The organism is Lysinibacillus sphaericus, from assembly GCF_006864135.1.
Classification (GTDB): domain Bacteria; phylum Bacillota; class Bacilli; order Bacillales_A; family Planococcaceae; genus Lysinibacillus.
In genome coordinates this window covers 331,234-353,993 of sequence record NZ_SADV01000003.1, presented here as the reverse complement: position 1 = coordinate 353,993, position 22,760 = coordinate 331,234, and the positions used below count along the sequence as shown (strand labels likewise).

25 protein-coding genes are annotated in these 22,760 nt (G+C 36.2%); 19 read left to right on the top strand and 6 right to left on the bottom strand.

What is annotated here, in order from left to right; genetic code table 11:
- Positions 1 to 140 precede the first annotated feature (140 nt).
- The 10 genes from C7Y47_RS05985 (at position 141) to C7Y47_RS05940 (ending at position 10,951) form a co-directional block, all read left to right on the top strand.
- Complete coding sequence (locus C7Y47_RS05985; protein WP_142507912.1) at positions 141 to 710, top strand: TetR/AcrR family transcriptional regulator; 570 nt, start codon at positions 141 to 143, stop codon at positions 708 to 710.
- Positions 711 to 1,140: 430 nt separating this feature from the next.
- The gene (locus C7Y47_RS05980) at positions 1,141 to 1,464 is read left to right on the top strand and encodes a PadR family transcriptional regulator (RefSeq protein WP_142507911.1); all 324 of its coding nucleotides are present in this window, start codon (positions 1,141 to 1,143) and stop codon (positions 1,462 to 1,464) included.
- Positions 1,457 to 1,993: a DUF2812 domain-containing protein gene (locus C7Y47_RS05975; RefSeq protein ID WP_142507910.1), complete on the top strand. Its 537-nt coding sequence runs from the start codon at positions 1,457 to 1,459 to the stop codon at positions 1,991 to 1,993. Before C7Y47_RS05980 ends, C7Y47_RS05975 begins: the two co-directional genes overlap by 8 nt.
- Before the next feature lie 193 nt (positions 1,994 to 2,186).
- Complete coding sequence (locus tag C7Y47_RS05970) at positions 2,187 to 2,717, top strand: DUF2812 domain-containing protein (RefSeq protein ID WP_142507909.1); 531 nt, start codon at positions 2,187 to 2,189, stop codon at positions 2,715 to 2,717.
- An 11-nt stretch (positions 2,718 to 2,728) separates the two neighbouring features.
- Positions 2,729 to 3,634 (top strand): ABC transporter ATP-binding protein, encoded by a 906-nt coding sequence (locus C7Y47_RS05965; RefSeq protein ID WP_142507908.1) that lies wholly within the window; start codon positions 2,729 to 2,731, stop codon positions 3,632 to 3,634.
- The gene (locus C7Y47_RS05960; protein ID WP_255505027.1) at positions 3,621 to 4,862 is read left to right on the top strand and encodes an ABC transporter permease; all 1,242 of its coding nucleotides are present in this window, start codon (positions 3,621 to 3,623) and stop codon (positions 4,860 to 4,862) included. Before C7Y47_RS05965 ends, C7Y47_RS05960 begins: the two co-directional genes overlap by 14 nt.
- Positions 4,863 to 5,352: 490 nt before the next feature.
- Positions 5,353 to 6,525 carry a toxic anion resistance protein gene (locus C7Y47_RS05955; protein ID WP_142507907.1) on the top strand — a complete coding sequence of 391 codons (1,173 nt, stop codon included), beginning with the start codon at positions 5,353 to 5,355 and terminating at the stop codon, positions 6,523 to 6,525.
- A 177-nt stretch (positions 6,526 to 6,702) separates the two neighbouring features.
- Positions 6,703 to 7,227 carry a hypothetical protein gene (locus C7Y47_RS05950; protein WP_255505026.1) on the top strand — a complete coding sequence of 175 codons (525 nt, stop codon included), beginning with the start codon at positions 6,703 to 6,705 and terminating at the stop codon, positions 7,225 to 7,227.
- 132 nt (positions 7,228 to 7,359) lie between these two features.
- Positions 7,360 to 8,265 carry an EamA family transporter RarD gene (rarD, locus tag C7Y47_RS05945; protein WP_142507905.1) on the top strand — a complete coding sequence of 302 codons (906 nt, stop codon included), beginning with the start codon at positions 7,360 to 7,362 and terminating at the stop codon, positions 8,263 to 8,265.
- A gap of 781 nt (positions 8,266 to 9,046) precedes the next feature.
- Positions 9,047 to 10,951, top strand: coding sequence for an endonuclease MutS2 (locus C7Y47_RS05940; RefSeq protein ID WP_142507904.1), 1,905 nt, complete (start codon positions 9,047 to 9,049; stop codon positions 10,949 to 10,951).
- 50 nt (positions 10,952 to 11,001) lie between these two features.
- Here C7Y47_RS05940 and C7Y47_RS05935 read toward each other — a convergent pair whose 3' ends face one another.
- Complete coding sequence (locus C7Y47_RS05935; protein ID WP_142507903.1) at positions 11,002 to 12,255, bottom strand: helix-turn-helix domain-containing protein; 1,254 nt, start codon at positions 12,253 to 12,255, stop codon at positions 11,002 to 11,004.
- A gap of 139 nt (positions 12,256 to 12,394) precedes the next feature.
- Between C7Y47_RS05935 and C7Y47_RS05930 the strand changes: the two genes are divergently transcribed.
- Positions 12,395 to 13,684 carry an MFS transporter gene (locus tag C7Y47_RS05930; protein ID WP_142507902.1) on the top strand — a complete coding sequence of 430 codons (1,290 nt, stop codon included), beginning with the start codon at positions 12,395 to 12,397 and terminating at the stop codon, positions 13,682 to 13,684.
- 142 nt (positions 13,685 to 13,826) lie between these two features.
- Here C7Y47_RS05930 and C7Y47_RS05925 read toward each other — a convergent pair whose 3' ends face one another.
- The 4 genes from C7Y47_RS05925 to C7Y47_RS05910 form a co-directional block, all read right to left on the bottom strand.
- Positions 13,827 to 14,543 (bottom strand): LutC/YkgG family protein, encoded by a 717-nt coding sequence (locus C7Y47_RS05925; protein WP_142507901.1) that lies wholly within the window; start codon positions 14,541 to 14,543, stop codon positions 13,827 to 13,829.
- Complete coding sequence (locus C7Y47_RS05920; protein ID WP_142507900.1) at positions 14,543 to 15,970, bottom strand: LutB/LldF family L-lactate oxidation iron-sulfur protein; 1,428 nt, start codon at positions 15,968 to 15,970, stop codon at positions 14,543 to 14,545. Before C7Y47_RS05920 ends, C7Y47_RS05925 begins: the two co-directional genes overlap by 1 nt.
- Before the next feature lie 15 nt (positions 15,971 to 15,985).
- Positions 15,986 to 16,702 (bottom strand): (Fe-S)-binding protein, encoded by a 717-nt coding sequence (locus C7Y47_RS05915; RefSeq protein ID WP_142507899.1) that lies wholly within the window; start codon positions 16,700 to 16,702, stop codon positions 15,986 to 15,988.
- Between the two features lie 309 nt (positions 16,703 to 17,011).
- Complete coding sequence (locus C7Y47_RS05910) at positions 17,012 to 17,740, bottom strand: FadR/GntR family transcriptional regulator (RefSeq protein ID WP_142507898.1); 729 nt, start codon at positions 17,738 to 17,740, stop codon at positions 17,012 to 17,014.
- Between the two features lie 439 nt (positions 17,741 to 18,179).
- Between C7Y47_RS05910 and C7Y47_RS05905 the strand changes: the two genes are divergently transcribed.
- Genes C7Y47_RS05905 through C7Y47_RS05895 form a run of 3 tightly spaced genes read left to right on the top strand, consistent with a single transcriptional unit; the run spans position 18,180 to position 19,831 of the window.
- Positions 18,180 to 18,890: a cytochrome c biogenesis CcdA family protein gene (locus C7Y47_RS05905; RefSeq protein WP_142507897.1), complete on the top strand. Its 711-nt coding sequence runs from the start codon at positions 18,180 to 18,182 to the stop codon at positions 18,888 to 18,890.
- Positions 18,891 to 18,942: 52 nt separating this feature from the next.
- Positions 18,943 to 19,311, top strand: a complete 369-nt coding sequence (locus tag C7Y47_RS05900) for a response regulator (protein ID WP_142507896.1) — start codon at positions 18,943 to 18,945, stop codon at positions 19,309 to 19,311.
- A gap of 22 nt (positions 19,312 to 19,333) precedes the next feature.
- Entirely contained in the window at positions 19,334 to 19,831 is a 498-nt protein-coding gene (locus C7Y47_RS05895; protein WP_142507895.1) for a CcdC family protein, read from the top strand.
- Positions 19,832 to 20,102: 271 nt separating this feature from the next.
- Here C7Y47_RS05895 and C7Y47_RS05890 read toward each other — a convergent pair whose 3' ends face one another.
- Positions 20,103 to 20,531, bottom strand: a complete 429-nt coding sequence (locus tag C7Y47_RS05890; RefSeq protein ID WP_142507944.1) for a DUF2621 domain-containing protein — start codon at positions 20,529 to 20,531, stop codon at positions 20,103 to 20,105.
- 118 nt (positions 20,532 to 20,649) lie between these two features.
- Between C7Y47_RS05890 and C7Y47_RS05885 the strand changes: the two genes are divergently transcribed.
- The 5 genes from C7Y47_RS05885 to C7Y47_RS05865 all read left to right on the top strand — a co-directional run bounded on the left by C7Y47_RS05885 (position 20,650) and on the right by C7Y47_RS05865 (position 22,723).
- Entirely contained in the window at positions 20,650 to 20,865 is a 216-nt protein-coding gene (locus C7Y47_RS05885) for a DUF1659 domain-containing protein (protein ID WP_142507894.1), read from the top strand.
- A gap of 13 nt (positions 20,866 to 20,878) precedes the next feature.
- Positions 20,879 to 21,103, top strand: a complete 225-nt coding sequence (locus C7Y47_RS05880) for a DUF2922 domain-containing protein (RefSeq protein ID WP_142507893.1) — start codon at positions 20,879 to 20,881, stop codon at positions 21,101 to 21,103.
- Positions 21,104 to 21,186: 83 nt separating this feature from the next.
- Positions 21,187 to 21,309: a YvrJ family protein gene (locus tag C7Y47_RS05875; RefSeq protein ID WP_082337366.1), complete on the top strand. Its 123-nt coding sequence runs from the start codon at positions 21,187 to 21,189 to the stop codon at positions 21,307 to 21,309.
- 104 nt (positions 21,310 to 21,413) lie between these two features.
- The gene (locus C7Y47_RS05870) at positions 21,414 to 22,022 is read left to right on the top strand and encodes an SCO family protein (RefSeq protein ID WP_142507892.1); all 609 of its coding nucleotides are present in this window, start codon (positions 21,414 to 21,416) and stop codon (positions 22,020 to 22,022) included.
- 164 nt (positions 22,023 to 22,186) lie between these two features.
- Entirely contained in the window at positions 22,187 to 22,723 is a 537-nt protein-coding gene (locus C7Y47_RS05865; protein WP_142507891.1) for a DUF1572 family protein, read from the top strand.
- The last annotated feature ends 37 nt before the right edge of the window (positions 22,724 to 22,760 follow it).

The following is a 22,760-nucleotide window of genomic DNA, read 5'->3' as shown; positions in this document are numbered from 1 at the left end:
AGGATATAAAATGTTAAATATTGAACATGTGTTCATTAAAATAATATAATGATTTTGTAAGCGATTTCAATGCGCAAAATACTAAGAACTGTTCAGTAATCAACACATCTAAAAAATCTGTTTAGTAAGGGGAAGAAAATTTGAGTGCTAACGATTTAAGAGTTGTCAAAACGAAGCAAGCATTACATAATGCTTTACTAACGTTATTGAGTGAGAAGCCTTTAGAAAACATTACAATCGCAGAAATTTGTCGGGTGGCAAAGGTAAATAGGGGTACCTTCTACTTGCACTATGAGCAAAAGGAAGGCCTATTTGAGGAATACTTTCAGGAAATTATGAGGGATTTGAATAATTCCTATGAAGAACCGTATCGTGTAGTAACAACATTGGATAAAAACCAAATAGATCCAAATACTATTCGTATTTTTCATCATATTGAGCGCTTTAAAATGTTCTATCGTATTGTTTTTTCCAAGAATGTGCCGCTGACATACTATTACATGTTATTTGATGGAATTTTTGCTCTGCTAAAAAGAGATATCGCACTCCATAATAAAGTACATGATGAGATATCCATTGAGTATTATAGTGCGTATCAAGCAAACGCAATTATTGGCCTAATCATACAATGGTATCGTCAAGATTTTGTGGATAGCGTAAGTACTTTAAATAAACAACTTGCCGGTATTTTGCGAATTGGTGAAAAGTGATGAAGAGTTGATTAGAAGTGTAGAACAAAATAGGCGAATATCACTCATTTGTCAAAACTATTACGAATTAAGGTGTCATATTAATGTACAGTTCTTCTGCAAAACGAGAGGTTGATTTCCGTTCCGACTGAGCGCTTTGTTGCTGTCGCTTCGCTTTCGCACAGATAAAACATTTGTTGCTGTCGCTTCGCTTTCGCACAGAGCAAAGCTTCCTGGGGGCGTCCGATGAGCCGCTTGGGGCAACAGATGTTTTTTGTGCGAAAGCGTAGTGTAACGTAGCGGCAAAAGCTTCCGAAGGCAATTATGCCGAGGTATAATTGAATAACTTTTTATGGAAAAAATAGCGTTGACAACTATATCGTCAGCTGATATATTTTAATTATATCAGCTGACGATATATTGTTGGACGATATAAAAAAGGGGGGGTTGTATGACGCAAGAACATCCGCCATTAACAGAAGGCGTTTATTATATTTTATTAGCTTTATTTGATGCAAGACATGGTTACGGCATCATGCAATTGGTAGAGGAAATGAGTGATGGTCGTGTTCGGCTTGGAGCGGGGACGATTTATGGAGCTATCAAAACTTTACTCGAGCGAGGATGGATTGAGGCGCTAGAAGGTGATGGACGAAAAAAGGAGTACATCATTACAGAGAGTGGGAAAAAAGTCGTTGAATACGAAATTTTGAGATTAAGGGAACTTTTTGACAACGGCATCCGTATAACGAAGGAGGATGGAACAAATGGATAAATATCGATTGGCCGTTAACCCGTATGATATTGAGAAATGGGTTAATGATATGGCAAGCCAAGGTTGGCATTTAAAAAAGTTCGCTTGGATACGTTTTACATTCGAACGTGGAGAACCAGGTAGCTATATTTATCGGCATGATGAATTAGAGCGATATGGTGCCTCATTTGAAGACGAATACTTTGAATTTCTGAGGTCCTCAGGAATTGAACAGGTAGATCGTTCTGGCAATCTCGTCTTCTTTAGGAAACTAGCAAATGATGGACCTTTTGAACTTTACTCTGATAAGAAAAATAAAATTAATAAGCTGTCCCAAAGAATTTCCGTGCTACTATCGCTTATCCTTCTTAATTTGGCTATAGGACTAATTGGTCTGAGTGGGATTTTTTCAACACACGCAATAGACTGGATGAAATTATCAATGAATATCACTAATATTCTTGTAGTCGTGTTTTTTTCTATTCCATTATTAAAACTTGTTCGTGTGCGCAATAAATTGAAGAAGGATTTGGATTTGTTTACAGATTAGTATAGGAGACTGTTCAATTTTGCATTAATGCCAATTAGAAAACTACATAAGTATGAGATTTCGTATTTGCCTCATAAATATTTTCTGGGAAATCAGAAAAAACAATCAATAGTTATAAAACTATTATCAAGGCGCATATTTAACCAGGGGTTCGCATCAGTTTTATACGATTAAAGATTGGAGGTGGGACTTTATGAAAAAAAGAGTGTATCGTTTTTTTCTTGATTATGAAAAGGAAGAAGCATGGGTAAATGATATGGCGGAACAAGGTTGGCATCTAAAGCGTACAATGGTGGGATGTTTTATTTTTGAAAAAGGGGAACCTGGTCAATATATTTATCGCAATGAACTAGTCAAAGGCAAAAACCAGGAATACTATGATTTTTTAGACACGATGAATATTGAGTTTGTTTCAAAATTTGGAGTATGGGCTTATTACCGTAAAAAGAAATTAGAAGGTCCATTTGAATTATTTTCAGATAGTTCTTCGAAAATAAAGTATTTAAAATCAATAAGTCGTCTTTTTATATCCGTAGCATTTCTTAATCTATTAATTGGATTTATCAATCTTTATATTGGACTTGGTGAATCAACGGAAAGATTCGTAAATACGGGATTATCATTCATAAATTTTGTAGTCGTAATAATTATGTGTATGCAAATTTTGAAGGTTGAAAGACGTAAAAAAGGACTACAACAGGAAATACATATATTTGAAGCGTAGGAGGAAAAAGGATGACGTTACAATTAGAGCGTGTCACGAAGAAATACAAAGACTTCACAGCAGTGGACAACTTAAATTTCACCATTGAAAAAGGGGAGATTTTTGGGCTGATTGGACAAAACGGAGCCGGTAAAACAACGACGTTCCGAATGATTCTAGATTTACAGGAGACAACGGCAGGTACAATTACGTGGGATGGCAAACCCGTTAATGCCATCAACCGTGATGTACTTGGCTATTTACCAGAGGAACGAGGCATTTTTCCGACGATGAAGGTAGAGGATCAGCTTTACTTTTTTGGCGAGCTACGTGGCATGAAGAAATCGGTGTTAAAGAAGGAGATTGATTATTGGATTAACCGCTTTGAGCTCGAAGAAAGACGGAAAGATAAGGCTGAAACGTTGTCAAAAGGGAACCAGCAAAAAGTACAACTGATTGCTAGCTTTATTCATAAACCGCAGTTCTTAATACTAGACGAACCATTCAGTGGACTTGATCCTGTAAATAAAGATTTACTGAAAGATGCAATATTGCATTTAAAAGAACAGGGCACAACGATTTTGTTCTCTAGTCACCAGATGGATAATGTAGAGGAGCTATGCGATCATCTTTGTCTATTAAAACGAGGAGTCGCTCTGTTTTCAGGTAGTCTACTAGATTTAAAGAAACAATACGGAAAAACTAGATTGGCAGTACGTACAGAATGGTCGACAACTCAATTGTTAACGCTAGAGGGAGTCAAAGATGTTCGTGTGGAGAAAGAGCAAATGGTGCTCACTCTAGAGGATGAGAGCTATGCACAAAGCATTTTCGAGAAGCTTTCCAACGGTAAATATATAGAAAAATTCAGCTTAGATTATTTATCGTTAGATGAAATCTTTAAAGATAAGGTAGGTGGCAACGTTGTCGAAGTTTAATTTGTTAATGAAACAGCTTTACACATCAAAAATAAAATCAAAATCCTTTGTTGTAATGACATGCATTTATATACTTGGGATGTCTGTTGCAGTTTTCTGGTCAGATATTAAAGAGCTTTTTACGGGTGATGATCAAGCGCAACAAATTGCAATCGTCAATGAAACGACAGCTGATTTAAGTGGTCTCTTTGTATCGAATGGCGATATGGAATTTATACAAAATGAATCGAATATATCGGAGCTAGAGAAAAAGGTCAAAGACGAAAAGCTAGATGCAATCGTTACAATAACAGATCAAGATGGACAGCTACATGCTGAAATTGCCACTTTCACTCCGTTGAAATTAAATGATCAAGGTGCGATAAATTCGATTCTGCAACTTGCTGGTCAAAATTATGCTGTACAACAGTTATCATTAACGCCAGTACAAGCAACTCAAATTATGGATGCCAAAACGATTATTACTGATAAAAACTTAAATACAGAGTCTACAGGTGGTAAAAGCGAAGAAGAAAAACAATCAGGACAATTTGTATCTTATGCAGTAGGTATTTTAATTTACTTCTTTATTTCTACATTCCTATCTATGATTACAACGGAAATTGCGACTGAAAAAGGTTCACGTGCAATGGAAATGCTACTAGTAAGTGTAAAACCAGCTACCCATTTTAAAGCAAAAATTGCTGGTGTATTATTACTCGCATTAACACAGATGGGGATTATTATAGTTGTCTTCCTAATCTATGCGAAATTTGCAAAAAACGGTGTTATTTGGGATATGGCATCTAGTATCGTTAGTGAATTATCGATTAGTTATGTGATATATGCCGTGCTATTCTTACTATTAACAATTATTCTTTATTTAATTGTTGGTGCATTATTCGGCTCTTTAGTGTCTAAAGTTGAAGAAGCAGGTCAAGTATTAATGCCAGCCATGATGATTACATTAATTGGTTTCTATGTTATGTTATCGGGAATGGGGAATCCGGATACTCTTATCATTAAGATATTCTCTTATATTCCATTTACATCTGGGATGATTATGCCGATGCGTATCGGGGCTACTGATATTGGCGTAATGGTACCACTTCTATCGTTAGGTATTTTAATAGCGACAATTATTATTGCTTATTTATTCAGTATTTCATTCTATAAACGCAGCGTACTAACATATAGTTCAGGTGGCGTTATTAAGAAAATTAAAACTGTCCTAAAAGTGACTACATGATGATGAAAGCAGCTACATTAAGTAGCTGCTTTTTTCATCGTTATGGCGCACAATCAGAGCAGGAATCAACCCTAGGTCATGGGGATAAAGCCTAAATATACTAGTGTTAGAAAACTATGTAAAGTATTTCGTGGATAAAGTCGAATTTCCAAATGAAACAAGCTATAATTTATAGAATAGGGTGAAGTTTTGTTTTTCAAGAATGATTGAAGCATTAAAAAAATCACCTAGTCAACGCCTAGCAACACAAGAGGAGAGAGAACAGTTCTTTGTGAGCAGCTACCTATGCGTGATGAGTTGGCAAAAATCTTAAATAATCGTGAGCAATTAAAGCTTTTTGTCAATAGTTCTAATATATCTCATTAGCTTTCAACTAGAGCATCATGAGGGTTCAGTGCCTCTTGTTTTATAAAACTTGACTAAAATGAAACTTTTTCAGCTTGGAATCGTATGTAAATAAAAGAGATAAATCGCAGGGGGTAAAATTTTTATGTCTGAATTCGACAACGACCTATTAAAATCAAAGGATCCATTTGCATCAGAAAATCCATTACTACAGCCTAATCCATTATTGCAGGTAGAGCAAGAGCCAAAAAAACCAGTACTTGTTTCTGAGCAAGAGCTATCACAAATTGCTCAAAATCAACTTGCTTTAAAGCAAGATCCTGAGGTTCATGCATTAGCACAAAAAATTGATGTGAAAGACCAAATTGCTATGCTAGAGCTTGGAAAAGAAACTGCGAATGGTATTTCTACTTTTTCAGATAAAATGCTAGCAACGATGAAAACAAGCAAGCTTGAGGAATCAAGTGTATTATTAAATAATTTAAATAGAATTATGGATAAATTTGATCCCCAAGATTTTGCGGAGGATAAAAAAGGTGGCTTCCTTACTAAGCTGTTTAGTAAAGGAAAGGAACAATTAGAAAAGTTTCTATCCAAATATGACAGCATGAACAAGGAAGTGGATGTCATTTTCCGCGAGGTTCAAAAATATGAAGGTGAAATGAAACGTAATACCATTGATCTTGAAAATTTATATGATCAAAACTTAAATTACTTCCAAACTTTAAGTAAATTTATTGCGGCAATTGAAGTGAAAACAGATGAAGTACGTTCATCCTTACCAGCACTTGAACAAAAATCACAAACTGGTGATCAGTTAGCGGCAATGGAATATGAAACGATGGTACGTGCCGTTGATTTACTAGAACAACGTCGTTATGATTTAGAAATGGCGCAACAAGTTTCATTCCAATCTGCTCCACAAATTCGATTAATGCAGCAAGGGAATAACCATTTAATTGCTAAAATTAACTCTGCGTTTGTGACGACAATTCCTATATTTAAGCAAGGACTTATCCATGCGGTGACGTTAAAACGCCAAAAGCTTATTTCAGATTCAATGAGTGAATTAGACCGTCGTACGAATGAAATGCTTGTACGAAATGCAGAAAATATTAGTAAAAATAGTGTTAATATCGCGCGTGCGGCTGGTAGCCCAAGCATTAAAATCGAAACAATTGAAACGACATGGCAAACAATTATGTCTGGTATTCAAGAAACGAAGCAAATTCAAGCAGAAACAGCAAGAAATCGAGAGGAAGGCCGTAAACGTATCGAACGTCTGCAGCTTGAATATGAAAAACTGAAAAAAATGTAATCGTAAAGCTTCTTGCATATTACCTTGCAAGAAGCTTTTTTTGACAAAATAGAAATTCCTCATTATGATAAGATAAATGAGAATGATTATCAAAGAAGAAGGAAGAGGAAATATGCTAAACAATGCACTTCGATTACATAAAATAATCAATCATGGGGTTAAAAGAGGATGAGCAAAATGAATCCTACTTCATTATCATGTGAACGTTTAAAGGATGGAGCACTAGCAATCAATACGACAGAAAACCTAATGCTCGTGTTAAAAAGTCGCTACCATGAATTAATGCATATAGAAGAGCTGTACAATGCCATGAATATAGATTTAGATGAAAAGCACACTATTTTAGAGCAAGAGAGAAAAGTATTAAAGAAGAAAAATATTGAGCTTGTGGAAGACATGCAAAAAATAAAGCAGCGAAACGCCGTCTTACAAAAAAAGCTAACAGAATATAATTGTGTCGTAAATGAGCTAAAGGAGATTCGCCGACAAAATACAGAGCTATTAATTGAATTAAGTAAATATACTGCTCTGTCAAAGGAATCCCTGTCAGGTCCATTAAAATCTATGATTCGCGATATGCGAGAGCAGGGAGTTGGTATTAAAGAAATCCACATTCGCATAAAACGACAAATTAATCCTGATATTAGCTATAGTACGGTGCGCAAATATATTTCTGAGCTTGAATCTGAAATGAAAGAGTAACTTTGTTAATGTCAATTTATTAAAACTTGGCATTTACAGTTACCAATCAAAGTCCTATAATTAGTCTATTCTTTAAAAGGTAATATTACGAAATGCCGTATAGATTTATATGGAGTAGGAGTGTTAGAGGCAATGTCAAATGAGAAAAAAGGGGTTTTGGCGGCATTTTTAGCCTATGCTTTTTGGGGTGCATTTCCGCTTTATTGGAAATTGCTTGAGCATGTCCCGAGTATGGAAATTTTATTATCGCGTGTCATTTGGTCCTTCGTCTTTACAGTACTAGCAGTAATAGTATTTGGAATGCGCAAAGATCTTATCGCAGACTTAAAATATTTGTGGTCACACCAAAAGCATTTTTGGCAGCTTGCAGGAGCTTCCTTTGTTATTTCAATGAACTGGTATTTATATATTTGGGCAGTTACCCATAACCACTTAATTGAAACGAGCTTAGGCTATTATATTAATCCTTTACTGTCAGTTATTTTTGGGGTTATTTTCTTTAAAGAAGCACTTAGTCGTGCGCAATGGGCAGCTACCGGAATTGCCTTTATCGCAGTAATTATTTTAACGATTAATTATGGGTCAATCCCATGGGTAGCACTTCTTATTGCTTTATCCTTCGCCATTTACGGTGTACTGAAAAAGAAAATTAAGCTTGATGCGACAAGAGGTCTAGCCATCGAAACGTTATTTATTTTACCGTTTGCTTTAGGCTACTATATTTACCTTTTTACAACGAATCAAGCCTCATTTTTACATGTTGATGTGAAAACAGACATCCTCATGATTGTCAGTGGAATCGTGACAGCAGTGCCATTAATTTTATTTGCAAAAAGTGCACAAAATATTCCACTGTATTTATTAGGCTTTATTCAATACATATCGCCAACAATAGTATTAATTTTAGGAATTGTGCTTTATAAAGAACCGTTTAGTCAAATAGAGCTATTAGCATTTAGCATTATTTGGGCAGCGTTACTATTATTTTCAGGCTCGAAAATCATTGAAACGAGAAGGGCTCATCAGAAATCTGCTTAAAAAAGGACTTGTAGAAATTTTCTACAGGTCCTTTTTTCATGGATTAATGTTTTGAGGGATTTTAAGAAGATCCTGCTAAACAATGTAATCCGAAAGTACATGAATATGAAGGTTTTGGTCAAGGTGGTTCTATTCTATGGGACTAAAATAATTTACCTATTGCTTGGAACAGTTTGCTTAATTGTTGGTTTGTCCATTTATAGGTAATCAGATTTCTTTTATTGTTAGACAAAAATATGCAACTTTACTTTTTTGTCAACATATAGTAATATAACGTCAATCAATTAGATAACAATGATGAACATTATAAATTAATGAGAGGTGCTTTTGATGAGTGCGGTAGGTTCTAATTAGGAACAACTTAATGAAATAAATGTAATGGCGACAGGGGATTTATGTCATAAAAGTGACCCTTATTTAGTCATGGATTTATTTCGATACCTATGAAGATACCTACAATACTTTATAAAGCGTGTAATGCTCTAAAAATACTTCTTTTAATAGCGGTTAGAGGAACTCCGTATAAAAACGCTGCGGCCTGTGGCAACGACGGAGTGACCAACATCGTGTTTGGCCTAAAGCCTCCAAACGCAATTATGCCGAGGCATAATTGATTGAAGTTTTTTTCGCGATGCTTGTTTACACATGCCTTGTAATGTAAAAGCTGTGGGATCCCCACAGCTTTTTTCTCTTTTTTAATTGAATAAAAAATCATTGCTATCTATTGAGTAGGTATCTTCATGAATGATTATGGAAAAATCATAGTGAGGAGACATTAACAATGAATCATACTACTTTTGAGAAGTTACAATACAATGAATTGAAGGAAATCGTTAAATCATACTGTGTCAGTGGATTAGGTAAACAGTTATTAGATAAATTAACGCCGAGCCCAATTATGACAGTTGTTAAAAATCGTTTAAATGAAACGACTGAGGCACGAGCAATTTTAGATGCGGAAGGTCATGTTCCGTTTTTAGGGATATCAAATATTGATAATACGATTAAAAAGCTTGAAAAGGGGATTATTTTAGACCCTAGTGAATTAGTTAGCATTTCAGACTTTTTAAGAGGCTGTAGAAAAATTAAAAAATTTATGCTGGAGAAGGAATTTTTTGCGCCCGTACTTGCATCCTATGCTAATTCGATGGCTGAATTCAAAAGTGTGGAAGAGGAGATAAACTTTGCGATTAAAGCCAATCGTGTTGATTCAGCTGCTAGTAGAGATTTAAAGCGTATCCGCAATCATATCGAGACAACAGAGGAGAAAATTAAAGACCGCTTAGTAAAATTTTTAAATAATAGTGCCAATAAAACATATATCCAGGAGTTCTTTATTAGTAAAAAGGATGATCGATACACGATTCCCATTAAGGCTTCCTATAAAAATCATGTGCAAGGAACAATTGTAGAAATTTCATCTAAAGGTGCAACGGTCTTTATGGAGCCTAGTACAGTAGCCAAATTAAATGTGGAATTGGCTACTTTGAAAGCAGAGGAAGCGGTGGAGGAATATCAGATTTTGGCGACATTATCTGGCCTGCTCTTGGAAAATATTCGTGAAATCAATATCAACATGGAGTCAATTAGCCAATATGATATGGTCTTTGCCAAAGCTAAGTTTAGCAAGCATATTGGAGGCGTAGAACCGGGCTTAAATGATGTTGGCTATATTAAGCTCGTTAATTGTACGCATCCACTGTTAACAGGTAATGCGGTGGCACTTCATTTTGAAATTGGTAAAGACTATCGTAGCTTGATCATTACAGGACCGAATGCAGGTGGTAAAACCGTTGTTCTCAAAACGATTGGCTTGTTAACATTGGCTACAATGTCAGGCTTCCATATTGTTGCAGATAAAGGTACTGAAATAGCTGTGTTTGATCATATTTTTGTAGACATTGGTGACAATCAAAGTATTGAAAATGCACTTAGTACGTTTTCTTCCCATATGAAAAATCTTTCGGATATTATGAGAGCATCCAATAATAATACTCTTTTGCTATTTGATGAAATAGGGAGTGGTACGGAACCAAATGAAGGAGCAGCATTGGCGATTTCCATTTTAGAGGAGTTCTATCATATGGGCTGCATGATAGTAGCAACTACCCATTATGGAGAAATTAAGCGTTTCTCTGAAATGCATAGTGATTTTATGAATGCGGCTATGCGTTTTAATAGTGAAACATTAGAGCCGTTATATCAATTAGTCATCGGAACATCAGGAGACAGTAATGCTTTATGGATTTCTAAGAAAATGAATATCCGTGAAAGCGTTTTGCAAAGAGCGAAGGACTATATCGATAATAAGGATTATTTCCTAGAACGGGTAGATGATAGTAAAATCAGAAAGCCGAAGTTTGAGCAAGCGAGAGCTAAAGTAAAGTATGACTTTAAAAAGGGAGATCGTGTAAAGCTGTTAGATCATGCTGACGTTGGAATCGTTTATCAAGAAATGGATAACTTCTATAATGTTGTCGTGTTCTATGAGGGAGAATTCGTAAAGGTAAATGTTAAACGATTGTCATTAGAGCTACCGGCAACAGAATTATACCCAGAAGGATATGATTTAGAGACATTGTTTGTAGATTATAAAGAACGCAAGCTTCAGCATGATATTGAGCGCGGCTCGAAAAAAGCCCTTCGCAACATTCAGAAGGAAATGAAGAAAAATAAATCGAGCTAAAAGTCAAAAAGGGATTGCCCATAAATTTTAAAATGTGCAATCCCTTTTATTTATTGAACCGAATTTATTTGTGCTTTAATTGAATAATACGTTTCTTCGATTTTTTCTTTATAGGGCAGATCGATTAAATCTTGAGAATCTGTATAGGCCTTTTTGGCAATTTCGTAGGCAGTTGTTAACTCACCGAAATGTGCATAGCAAAGTGCTTTATAGGAAAAGCACTCATTTAAGCCTAGTATATCAAATGGATGTAAGATGAATGGGGGAACATTTGTAAAATGTTCAAAAGCTTCCTTTGCTTCTTCATAACGACCTAGTAAATATAAGGATTTCCCCTTTTCAGAATAATATAGGTTTTCATCAAATTTAACCGATCCTAAATCCATAAGTGGACGAAAGCGCTCTATTTCTTCTAATGCCTTTTCATAATCATGAGTGAAATTATTATAGTAATGTGCTCGTAATGTGAAAATAAAAGCATCTACATCCACTTGTTCCGCAAAAACTCGATACTGTTCTAGCTTCTTGATCAAATGTTCTGCATGCTCAAAATCATTGTCAATCATGGCACAAAACGCTGCAATACGGTACATATCATCGATATAAGAGTAAAATTGATTTTTATGTGCGTTGGCAATTGTCTCTTTAACGAGTTGTTTACCTGCTTCATGTTCTCCTATTGCTAATTGATAAACACTAATAAAATAAGCCATTTTTCCAGCATCTCGTGAATCTAATTGATAATTTTCTTGCTCAGCCTCTTCTTTAGCTTGTAAGATACAGGAATAAGCCATTTTATAGTTTCGATCTTCCATGAATATCGCGGACTGTAATATAAACGTTTCAAACCAATGACTTAGTAAATTAATTTCTTTAAACATAAAGCGTGCTTGTTGAAGCGGTGATTCCCATGTCGTTAATCCCGCCTGATATTGAGCTACTGCATATATATAAAGTAAACGACCAGCTTCATAGCTTAGAGGAAGCTGTTCTACATAAGGCGTAATCATCTCTTTGATTTGCTGCAAATTTTCTGTATTATTACCTAGCTCTACTTCTGCATATAATATTTCCACCTGCTCTAAAAGGTGACGTATCGTAGAAGGGGCTATTTCTTCAAGTAATTCACTTGCTTTTACATGTAAACGCTCTGCAATATATTCTAGACTCTCCATCGAAGGCTTGGCCTTATCATTTTCAATTTGGCTTAACATTCCTTTTGTTAGACGATCACCGGCAAGTGCCTCTAATGTTAATTTTTGTTCCTTCCTTAATTTGCGAATTCTTTTTCCTAAAGAGTTCATTGCCTCGCCTCCTTTTTTAAAACATGTCCTTTGTTTAATTATATTAAACTTTTTGTTGCGTGGGAAGAGGGAGGTGTGTTATATTTTGTTTAATTAAATTAAACTTTTTAAAATAATTAAAAATACGGAGGGATTTTAGATGGATGAAGCGCAAAAGTATAAAAAGGCGACGTACCATTTATGGACATTCACAACCAGTAAAATGATCTCGTTGTTAGGGTCACATGTATTGTCATTTGGGATAGGTTTATATATTTTGGCACTGACAGGGTCAGCGATGAGTTTTGCTACTACTATGATATGTTCCATTTTGCCTCGTGCATTAGTCGCGCCTCTGGCAGGGTATGTAGCTGATAATTATTCAAAGAAACGCACGATTTTATTAGCACAAGCAGGTACGATATTGACCGTTTCAGGGCTACTACTCTATACAGAAATGGTCGGTTTGTCGGTTTATGCTATTTATATAGCAACTGTATTTAATACAATATGCTCAGCCTTTTCAGGTGTAACATTTTCTTCTTCAATCGCTACACTAGTAAATCCAGATCGCCTACAGAAAGCAATGTCATTCAATCAAATGTCAGTGTCATTAGCAGCAATTGGTGGGCCAGTAATCGGTGGAATGATGTATGGATTTTTCTCTATGAAAGCCTTTTTGCTTGTACATATGGTGGCCTATGTAATTGCTTTTTGCTTAGAAGCGACAATGAATTTTACTCTCTATAGTACAAGAGAACCTACTGTAGAAAAGGAAAAGATATGGGCTGGGCTTGCTAGTGGCTTTCGTTATATTAAGCAACAAAAAGTTGTTAAAACAATCATGTGGATTTCATTATGGATTAATTTGTTTTTCTCTGCCATCATTGTAGGTGGGACCTATATTATTATTGAATTACTAAAAGTAAAATCAACGCATTTTGGTTTTATAGAGGCTTCGGGTGCAGTTGGTATGCTTGTAGCTTCCCTCGTTTTCGCAACACGTAAAGAGGTTAAGGCGCCACTACGTTTTTCTAAAATTAGCTTATTGCTGTTGGCTAGTTGTTTAGGACTGGCGGTTGTTCCATTAATAACGAATTTATCCTACCTAGCTATTGTAATCTTTTATATTGTAATCTACTTTATTTTCGCTATTTTTGAGATGGGGATCAACATGCCAATTATGGTTTATATGCAAAAGTTAATTTCAGAAGAATATCGTGGACGCGTATTGGGATTAATGGAAACAATGGCGATGTCAATGATGCCGATTGGTATGATCGTATACGGCATCTTGTACGATACATTCCCAGCAACGGTTATTTTACTTATCACGAGTGTCATTATCGTGACGATATCACTAGTTATGCTACGAACATCTGTTTTAAAAGAAGCACATCCAGAGTTTTATGAACAAAAGAAGATAGTAACTGAGAGTGTAGCAAATTAATGTAACATAGAAATGCACAGTTTAATCGGTGATTAGTGAAAGTTTATTAGCGATTAACTATCCATCAACGAGATACTATTGCAACTGCAACAGATAAAACCAGGCATTTCTTCAATGTTGAAGTATGCCTGGTTGATCGGTTTTACTGATCTTCAATCACAATATAAGTGGCTTTAATTGGTCCATGTACACCAACGATCAGAATCATTTCGATATCCGCAGAATTACTTGGTCCTGTTATAAAGTTGATGCAAGAGGCAATTTGCTCGCCACGTCCGACTTTTTCATGAATAAAGCGGGCTGCTTGCGTCATGCGTGGAACAATAGTACTTTTAGGAATTAAAATAATAGACTTCTCTGGTAAAAAGCTAACTGATCTACCTTTATCCTTATCACTAAAAAGTACTGCAGTTCCCGATTCTGCTAATGTAATTTCACTTATCGTAATGCCAATGTTAGCTTTTTCAGCTTGTCGAATATTTTCCTGTGGCTGTTCAGAATTCCATTCGTACAGTTGAATCTTTTCTTGAGGCCATTGCTCAGTCATTAATGTTCCTAGGCCATAGTTTTGGAAACGCTCATCTTTCCATGTTATAACAGATTGACCTCCATAATTTCCAACTATTTTTTGTAAATCTGCAGGAAGATTAGCTGTATTTGTAATGACAATATCCGTATGAATATTTTTGCATTGTTCAACTAAAACCTCTAGTAACTCATCTTGTGTAGCATCATGTAGGACACGATCTTGAGGGTTATATTGCCATATAGGCCGTACGATTTCTGTTTTTGGTGCACGTCCAAGCTGTTTGGCAATTTTCGTTAAAAATACATCTCTATTTTCAATTGTACCTGACATTATTCATCGCCTCCTTTTTGTCGGTGTTTAAACCAGTCACGGAAATTATCTTTATTGGGGGCTGGAAAATCCCTTGCTTCCGTCCATGCTTTTAGTGGACCTGGGCCATTAGAAATTTTCTGATCTCTTGTAAATGGAGCCATCACTGGTGAAGCCATTTTTGTCGCCATTTTATATAGGGCAGGGGAGGAAGCACCTAGACCAAAGGCCTTCATTAATAACTTTTCCGATACAGGTGCCTTTCCTTCGTTTTCGACAATTACTTGACGATGTCTATGAATAAGCTGATGTAATGGTATTTTGACAGGACAAGCATCTGTGCAGGCACCGCATAATGTGGAGGCATATGGCAACTCTTTAAAATCCTCATAGCCACCTAATAATGGTGAAAGAACGACACCTACTGGCCCAGAATAAATAGATCCATAAGCATGACCGCCAACATGTCGATAAACAGGACATGCGTTAACACAAGCTGCACAGCGTATACATTGTAAAATAGGCTGGAATTCACTGCCTAAAATATCAGAACGTCCATTATCAACAATGACTAAATGGAATTCCTCTGGTCCATCTGTGTCACCTTCATCTTTGATCCCCGTTAATGTCGTAATATAGCTTGTTAGCTTTTGCCCAACCGCGCTTCTTGTTAATAAGCTTACAAGTACTTCCATCTCTTCGAATGTAGGCACAATTCTTTCCATTCCCATTACCGTAATTTGTGTTTTCGGTAAGGCTGTTACTAAATCTGCGTTTCCTTCATTTGTCACGAGTGTAATCGAGCCGCTCTCCGCAATAGCAAAGTTACAGCCTGTAATGCCAATGTCTGCTGTTAAATAATCATTTCTTAATTTTTCACGTACATATAGAGCTAGTTCTTCAGGCTTTTCGGTTTTTTCATAACCTTGTTTTTCTTTAAAAATGTCACGAATCTGTTCCTTATTTTTATGCAAAGCTGGAGCAATGATATGAGAGGGTGGCTCATGATCATCTACTTGTAAAATGTACTCTCCAAGATCCGTTTCAATGACCTCACACCCGAGCTTTTCTAAAGCGGCGTTTAAATCAATTTCCTCCGTCACCATAGATTTTGATTTTACAATTTTAGCAGCATTCTTCTTTTTCGCGATACTTTCAATATAGTCTGTCGCTTCTTTCGCTGTTTGCGCAAAGTAAACATGTCCACCTCTTTTAGAGACGTTTTCACTTAGCTGATATAAGTAATAATCTAAGTTCGCCAGCACATGCTTTCGAATTTCTTCGCCGTGAGAGCGCCATTCCTCCCAATGTCCGAGCTCATCAGCTTGTTGTAGCCGACGTGTTTGTAGGCGCTCCTGTGCGCTTGATACAGCTCCGCGCATAAACATATTTTCTAATTCTTCCGTTACACGATGATTAAAGCGTTCATCACTTGTTTTCATGGACATTTCTTTTACCCCCTCTTAGTGACAATTTAATACTTCCGCAATATGCATGACTTTAATTGGCTTACCTTGTCGATTAATTCGACCACCAATATTGATTAAGCAACCAGCATCTGCACCGATTAAAATGTCTGCCCCCGTTTCTTCAACATTTTGTACTTTCTCATTGACCATTTCTCCAGAAATATTGCCCATTTTTACTGAAAATGTTCCGCCAAACCCACAGCATCTTTCTTTTCCAGGGAGTTCTACATACTGTAAGCCTCTTACTTGATTTAATAGTTTAAACGGTGCATCTGTAACACCGAGTAGACGTGTCATATGACAGGAGGTATGATAAGTAGCCTTGCCCTCTAAATGTGCTCCTACATCTTCGACCTTTAATATATCTACAATAAACTCAGTAAATTCATATGTTTTATCTGCCAATGCTTGCGCTTTTGGCTCCCAAACTGGATCTCCCTTAAACACTTCTGGGTATTCCTTAAACATATAAGCGCAGGAACCAGAAGGGGAGACAACATATTGGGCATGTTCAAAGGCGGTAATCATTTTTTTTATAGCATTTTTAGAGTCTTTTACGTAGCCACTATTATAGGCAGGTTGTCCACAGCAAATTTGATTTTCAGGAAAATCTAGGTCACAGCCGAGCCTTTCTAGAACTTCCACAACAGCTTTTCCTACATCACCTTGAAACATATCAACTAAACAAGTCGCAAAAAGTGTTACTTTCATGAAAATCGCTCCTTTTTGTCTCTATTATTCTCTAAATAACTAATCAACAGGTCATCTGATGACTTAGTGAATAAATATATTGTTTTTATAATACTACAACTGTTCAGATGAATAAAAGGTGTTTATTGTTAATTTTCGAAAAATTCGAAGAGACTGGGACAAACTAAATGGTTCCTTCGTAAGGCCGAATAATCTCTAAATTAACAAAACACGATAACTAGAAAAACCGAACTATTCCGAAGCACTTCATGGGCGTTTCATTGGATAGTTCGGTATTTTTGTTGGCTGAAACGCTTTTGTCTCAGCTTCTTATTTCATAGATTTAGTTGTTTCAAAATATTGCATTAAGACCTTTTCCACATTACTTAAATGTGAAGCCATAGCATGTTTTGCAAGCTCTTCATTTTGCTGTTTAATCGCGAGGAAGATTTGCAAATGTTCATCATACAGCTTTTCGCTCGTAATTTTTTTAGAGTACAACCAAATTCGACGTGTCTCTTTCATCGTTGCGATCATTAAACCTGAAACCTGGTCCAATATAGTTGTAAGTAGGGGGTTTTGAGACGCTGCAGAAATGGCCGCGTGAAATTGAAAATCCACTTTTTCTCCTAGCTCTTCATCTCCTTGTACTCGTTTCATCTCATCCAAAATTTGCATCATTGACTGTATGTCTTCTTCTGTTCGATGAATGGCTGCGCTAGCTGCAGTGCCTACTTCGATAATTTTACGTACTTCTAACAAATGTGAGATATCTTGCTTATTTGTTAAAATGGCGGTTGATAAGGGGAAATCGAGTTGATTGGATTGATTACTTTTAACAAATGTACCAGAGCCTTGTTTAATTTCAATAAGCCCCATCGCTTTTAAAGCGGAAAGAGCTTCCCGAATGGCAGATCTGCTTACTTGTAATTGTTCAGCAAGCTGTTCTACTGAATCAAGTCGGTCACCAGGCTTCAGTTCGCCAGTTCTAATTTTTTCATAGAGGATTTCAGATACTTCTTCATATATTTTTTTTGGTTTAATTTTTCTTAATTCCAAGGACTACACCTCATTTATCGCTATCAATTGCTCTATTGTTTTTTAATTATACATGAAGAAAGTTAATTTACGAACTATTAACAGTAAATAAAAAAGGGTACTACAACTCTGCAAGCGGCAAGTAACGGCGGCTTTACAACAGCCCAGCAAAAGCTCTGTTGCTAGTGTCTTTTGATATGCTCAAAGAGACAAAATTTGAAGTGTAGAATTATGGCGAATTTTGTTGACAGATAATATAAGGGGAGCGCATAATGCAAAAGTACATTAGCAAATACACGTTGATTTAATAAGGTCTGAAAATTAAATTTGTATGATAATATGATGGAACTTCACTTTTTCAACACCTTTTTGCCATGAAACGTTCACAAACAGGAAGGGCGCAATTTACAGTGATTTTTGGTACGATGGAAACAGTAACTGTAAGGAGCGAGTGAAAAATATGGAAACTGATATTAACGTATTTTTAGCTTTAGGTGCAGGGTTTTTAAGCTTTATTTCACCATGTACCCTACCGCTGTATCCAGCATTTTTATCATACATAACAGGTATGTCGTTAGACGAGCTAAAATCGGAACGAGGTATGATGCAAAAGCGTGCAGTTTTGCATACCCTCTTCTTTTTACTAGGATTTTCAATTATCTTTATTATGATTGGACTAGGAACATCATTAGCCGCCAAGTTCTTCCTTAATTATCACACATTATTACGTCAGGTTGGTGCCATCTTAATCGTTGTATTTGGTTTAATGATTGTGGGATTACTACAAATTGACTTTTTAATGAAGGATCGAAAATTCCAATTTAAAAACCGACCTTCTGGTTATTTGGGATCAGTATTAATCGGAATAGCATTTGCGGCTGGTTGGACGCCTTGTACAGGTCCAATTTTAGCATCGATTATTACATTAGCTGGTGCAAATCCAAGCGCAGGCATTAGCTATATGTTAGCTTATTATTTAGGCTTTGCGATTCCGTTTTTCGTGTTATCTTTCTTTATAGCACGTATGACTTGGATTCGTACACATAGCCAAAAAATTGTGAAAATCGGCGGTTATATTATGATTGTCGTTGGTGTAATGTTATTCTTCGACGGTTTATCGTATTTAACACGCATTTTACAGCCTATTTTTGGTGGATTTACAGGCTTCTAATCTGCTAAACTAAAGAAGCCATACTGTACTATAACGTGAGGGAGATGAACATGTGCCTACAGTTTTAGTAGTGGATGATACGCTCTTTATGCGTGTTGCAATCAGTAATATGTTTTCTGAATGGGGTTATGAGGTAGTCGGCAATGCAGGAAATGGTAAAGAAGCTGTGGCGATGTATCGTGAGTTACAACCAGATTTAGTAACGATGGATGTAACGATGCCCGTTATGACAGGTATAGAAGCAGTAAAAGAAATCATCCCCGAATTTCCAGATGCAAAAATAATTATGATTACAGCTTTAGGACAACAGAAGTTAATCGTGGAAGCAATTGAAAGTGGCGCAAAGGATTTTATGACAAAACCTTTCGAGCCAGAAAGATTAAAGGCTGTAGTTGATCAATTACTTGGACAAAATTGTTAATGACATTGGAGGAGGAAATTTTATGTTTGACAATATCCCTTCTCAATATTATGTAATAGGTTCAACCATAATGGCCATTTTTATGGGTACCTTTGTCATGGTTATTCGTATGCGAGCATCTAAGAAACCGACAAATGAGAAGAAAATTATCATTCCACCTATTGCAATGTCTTCAGGTGCGTTAATGTTTTTATTTGAACAATTTCGAGTACCACCTATGCAAATCCTTGAAGCGGCAGCAGTCGGAATGGTGTTCTCAACAATCTTAATTGCCACTTCTAAATTTGAAGTAAAAGGCCAAGATATTTATTTAAAGCGTTCAAAAGCATTCGTTTTTATATTAATCGGACTATTAGTATTCCGTGTAATTGCAAAAATGATATTAAGTAGCTCCATTGACGTTGGTGAGTTAGCAGGAATGTTTTGGATTTTAGCGTTCGCTATGTTACTTCCTTGGCGAATCGCAATGCTTATTCAATTTATTAAAATCAAAAAAACAATTCCGCTGAAGAATATTTAATGGGAAGACTACACTAGAGATTTCATCTAGTGTAGTTTTTTTGTTGCGCGCAGTTTGGCTGATGGATAGAGCAATTCGAGCGATTGAGAGGCTTGGCAAAGCGACAGAAAGCGTCGTTCGAATGACGGAATGAAGACAAAGGCGACGGAAAAAAGAGTGAGGGTAAGAACTCAGAGTGATGGATTGACTCCCCCTGTACTAGTAGAGAATATATGATGAAACTTATCTAAAGTCAGTAAAAACGCTGCACAAATCATTGTGCAGCGTACCATTAATCAAACAAATGTTCATATGGAGCGATGTCAATTTGCATTTCATCTAACTTTTTACGTAAAAATTTATGGTCGCGCTTTGGCGTTGCTTGGATATAGCCACGAATAATTAAATCTTGGTTAATGGCAGGTGCTTTTTCTTCTAAAGCTAGTTCGCCAATTTTCCCAGCAATTTTTTCCTTTGCTACTTGTCGAAATAGCTCAGGTACAGGGCTTACAAGTTCATATAAAAGCTCCTTCTCAGGTTGTCCCCATAAATGAATCGTTTTATCTAAATAATACTCTTGCCAATCTAAATCAGATTTACCGTCCTGTTTCGGTAATGCCTTTAAAAATTTGCGGAACATGAAAAATCCGCCTATCGCCATAAACGAAATAAGCACAACTACCCAAAATAGGATAAACCATAAAAACCAACCAGTTAACAAATCGTTCACCTCTTTGCCTTCTCTTACTCTATTATAAAAGCTTGCAGAAAAAAATCCATCCTAAATGTCCCTTTTTTAGCAATAAGTCAGTATATATTGTGTAAAGGAGGTGACGCTCATGGTAAAAGTCAATTTCATAGGTGCTACATTGCGCTTGAAGTATATCACTGGACAGAATGCACAAAACGAGCCCGTGTTTACAATTAAATCGTACCGCAATTTAAACGGCTCGCATACAGCAGAGGATTTAGTAGACGTAGCAAAGGCCATTGCAAGTCTATCTTCACACGCACTAGATAGCATTTTAAAACAAGAAACAACAGATTTATCCTAAGGGGGGGAAAGCAATGACACAAGTTTTAGAGCTGCAATTCGAGACAGCAGCAGGGAAAACGACTACGATTGCGATTGATACACCGAAGCCAAATGTAACAGCGGAGGAAATTCAACAGGTCATGCAAACGATCATCGTTAAAAATGTTTTTGATAGACAAGCTAGTGCTTTGGTGGCAATGACTGGGGCTCGCATCGTTGATCGACAAGTAAGAGAATTTGAATTAGGGATCGAATAGTCATGAAATGGTCTTTGCGGAATTTTCTGCAAGGACCATTTTAGCAATAGTATTTATTATAAGCTTAGTAAAGGAGGGGCCACATGGAACAGTGGTTAAACATGATATCGGATATCGGTTTTCCTATCTTAGTGTCGTTTTATTTACTACATCGAGTAGAAGTTAAATTAGATGCAATTCATGATGCACTTGTTTCCTTAAAGTGAAATCGATTTCACAAAGATGTACGAAAGCTGTCACTTGAGTGTCCTTGCCAATATTTACATCGTACGATAGGATGGGGATAGTGTTAGTAGGGAGCGTGTTAAAGATGAGAAATAAAATAATTGGGCTTGTTCTACTTTTTGCATTAGCTGCAGTGCTCAGTGCGTGTGGAAATACAAAATTTAAAGCAGATTATAGCTTGGAGTTACCGGATTTTGAACATATCAATCAACGCGGAGAAAAAGTTTCTTTAGAGAGTTTAAAAGGGAAACCATGGATTGGTATGTATATTTTCACAAATTGTACATCAATTTGTCCACCAATGACCTTTAATATGACGCAAGTTCAAGAAAAGCTGAAGAAAAAAGGTGTGGAAGATTATAATATTGTTGCGTTTTCAATTGATCCTGATGTAGATAAGCCTGAAATATTAGCTAATTATTTAGGCAAATATAATGTTTCGGATGAATCAAAATGGAATCTTCTTACTGGATATTCACAAAAATATATCGAGCAGTTCGCTATAAAATCAACTAAAATATGGGTGAAAGATGATCCTAAGACCGATCAAGTGATACACGGAAATCAATTTTTCTTAGTAGATAAAGATGGCAAAATTGTAAAAATGTATTCTGGATTTGCAGATAATGCCGAGGATGTCCCTATTGACACAATTGCATCAGATATAGAAACATATATTGATGAAAATTTATAATGGATAGAAGGAAACCGTCTCAATAGTATGAAGAGACGGTTTTTTTGGTTCAAATTTAAACCTTTATAACTTTAGCCTCGTTTATAGTGTAGAATGAGGGAAAGATTTTGTTTGATATAAAATATTTATAGCAGCTAATGGACATACAAAGGGGGCGTTCATGAATGAGCATGGGGCAGACTTACTTAAACGTTGTTCAGAAAAGGTTTAAAAGTGTGAAAGAACAAGGTGATAAAACACTCTTACAATTGGATAATGAACAACTGCATTGGGCTTTTAATAAAGAATCCAATAGCATCGCCGTTATCGTAAAACATGTTAGCGGTAATATGATATCGAGATGGACTGACTTTCTAACGACAGATGGTGAGAAAGAAACGAGAAATCGTGACGATGAATTTAACGATAGCCTTCAGACAAAAGAAGAGATTATGATGGTATGGGAAAAGGGCTGGCAAGTATTTTTAGATGCTTTACTAGGATTAAAAGAAACTGATTTACAAAGATTTGTAACGATAAGAGGAGAACGGCATTCCGTGATAGACGCTATCGAAAGACAAATGTCCCACTATTCACAACATGTCGGTCAAATCGTTTACATCGCTAAACAACTAAAGGGCTCTGATTGGCAAACATTAAGTATTCCAAAGGGGCAATCTCAGATTTTTACAGAGTCTATGGTAAAAAAACATCAACGATAATTAAGAAAATCGTAGCATAGGCTACGATTTTTTTCGG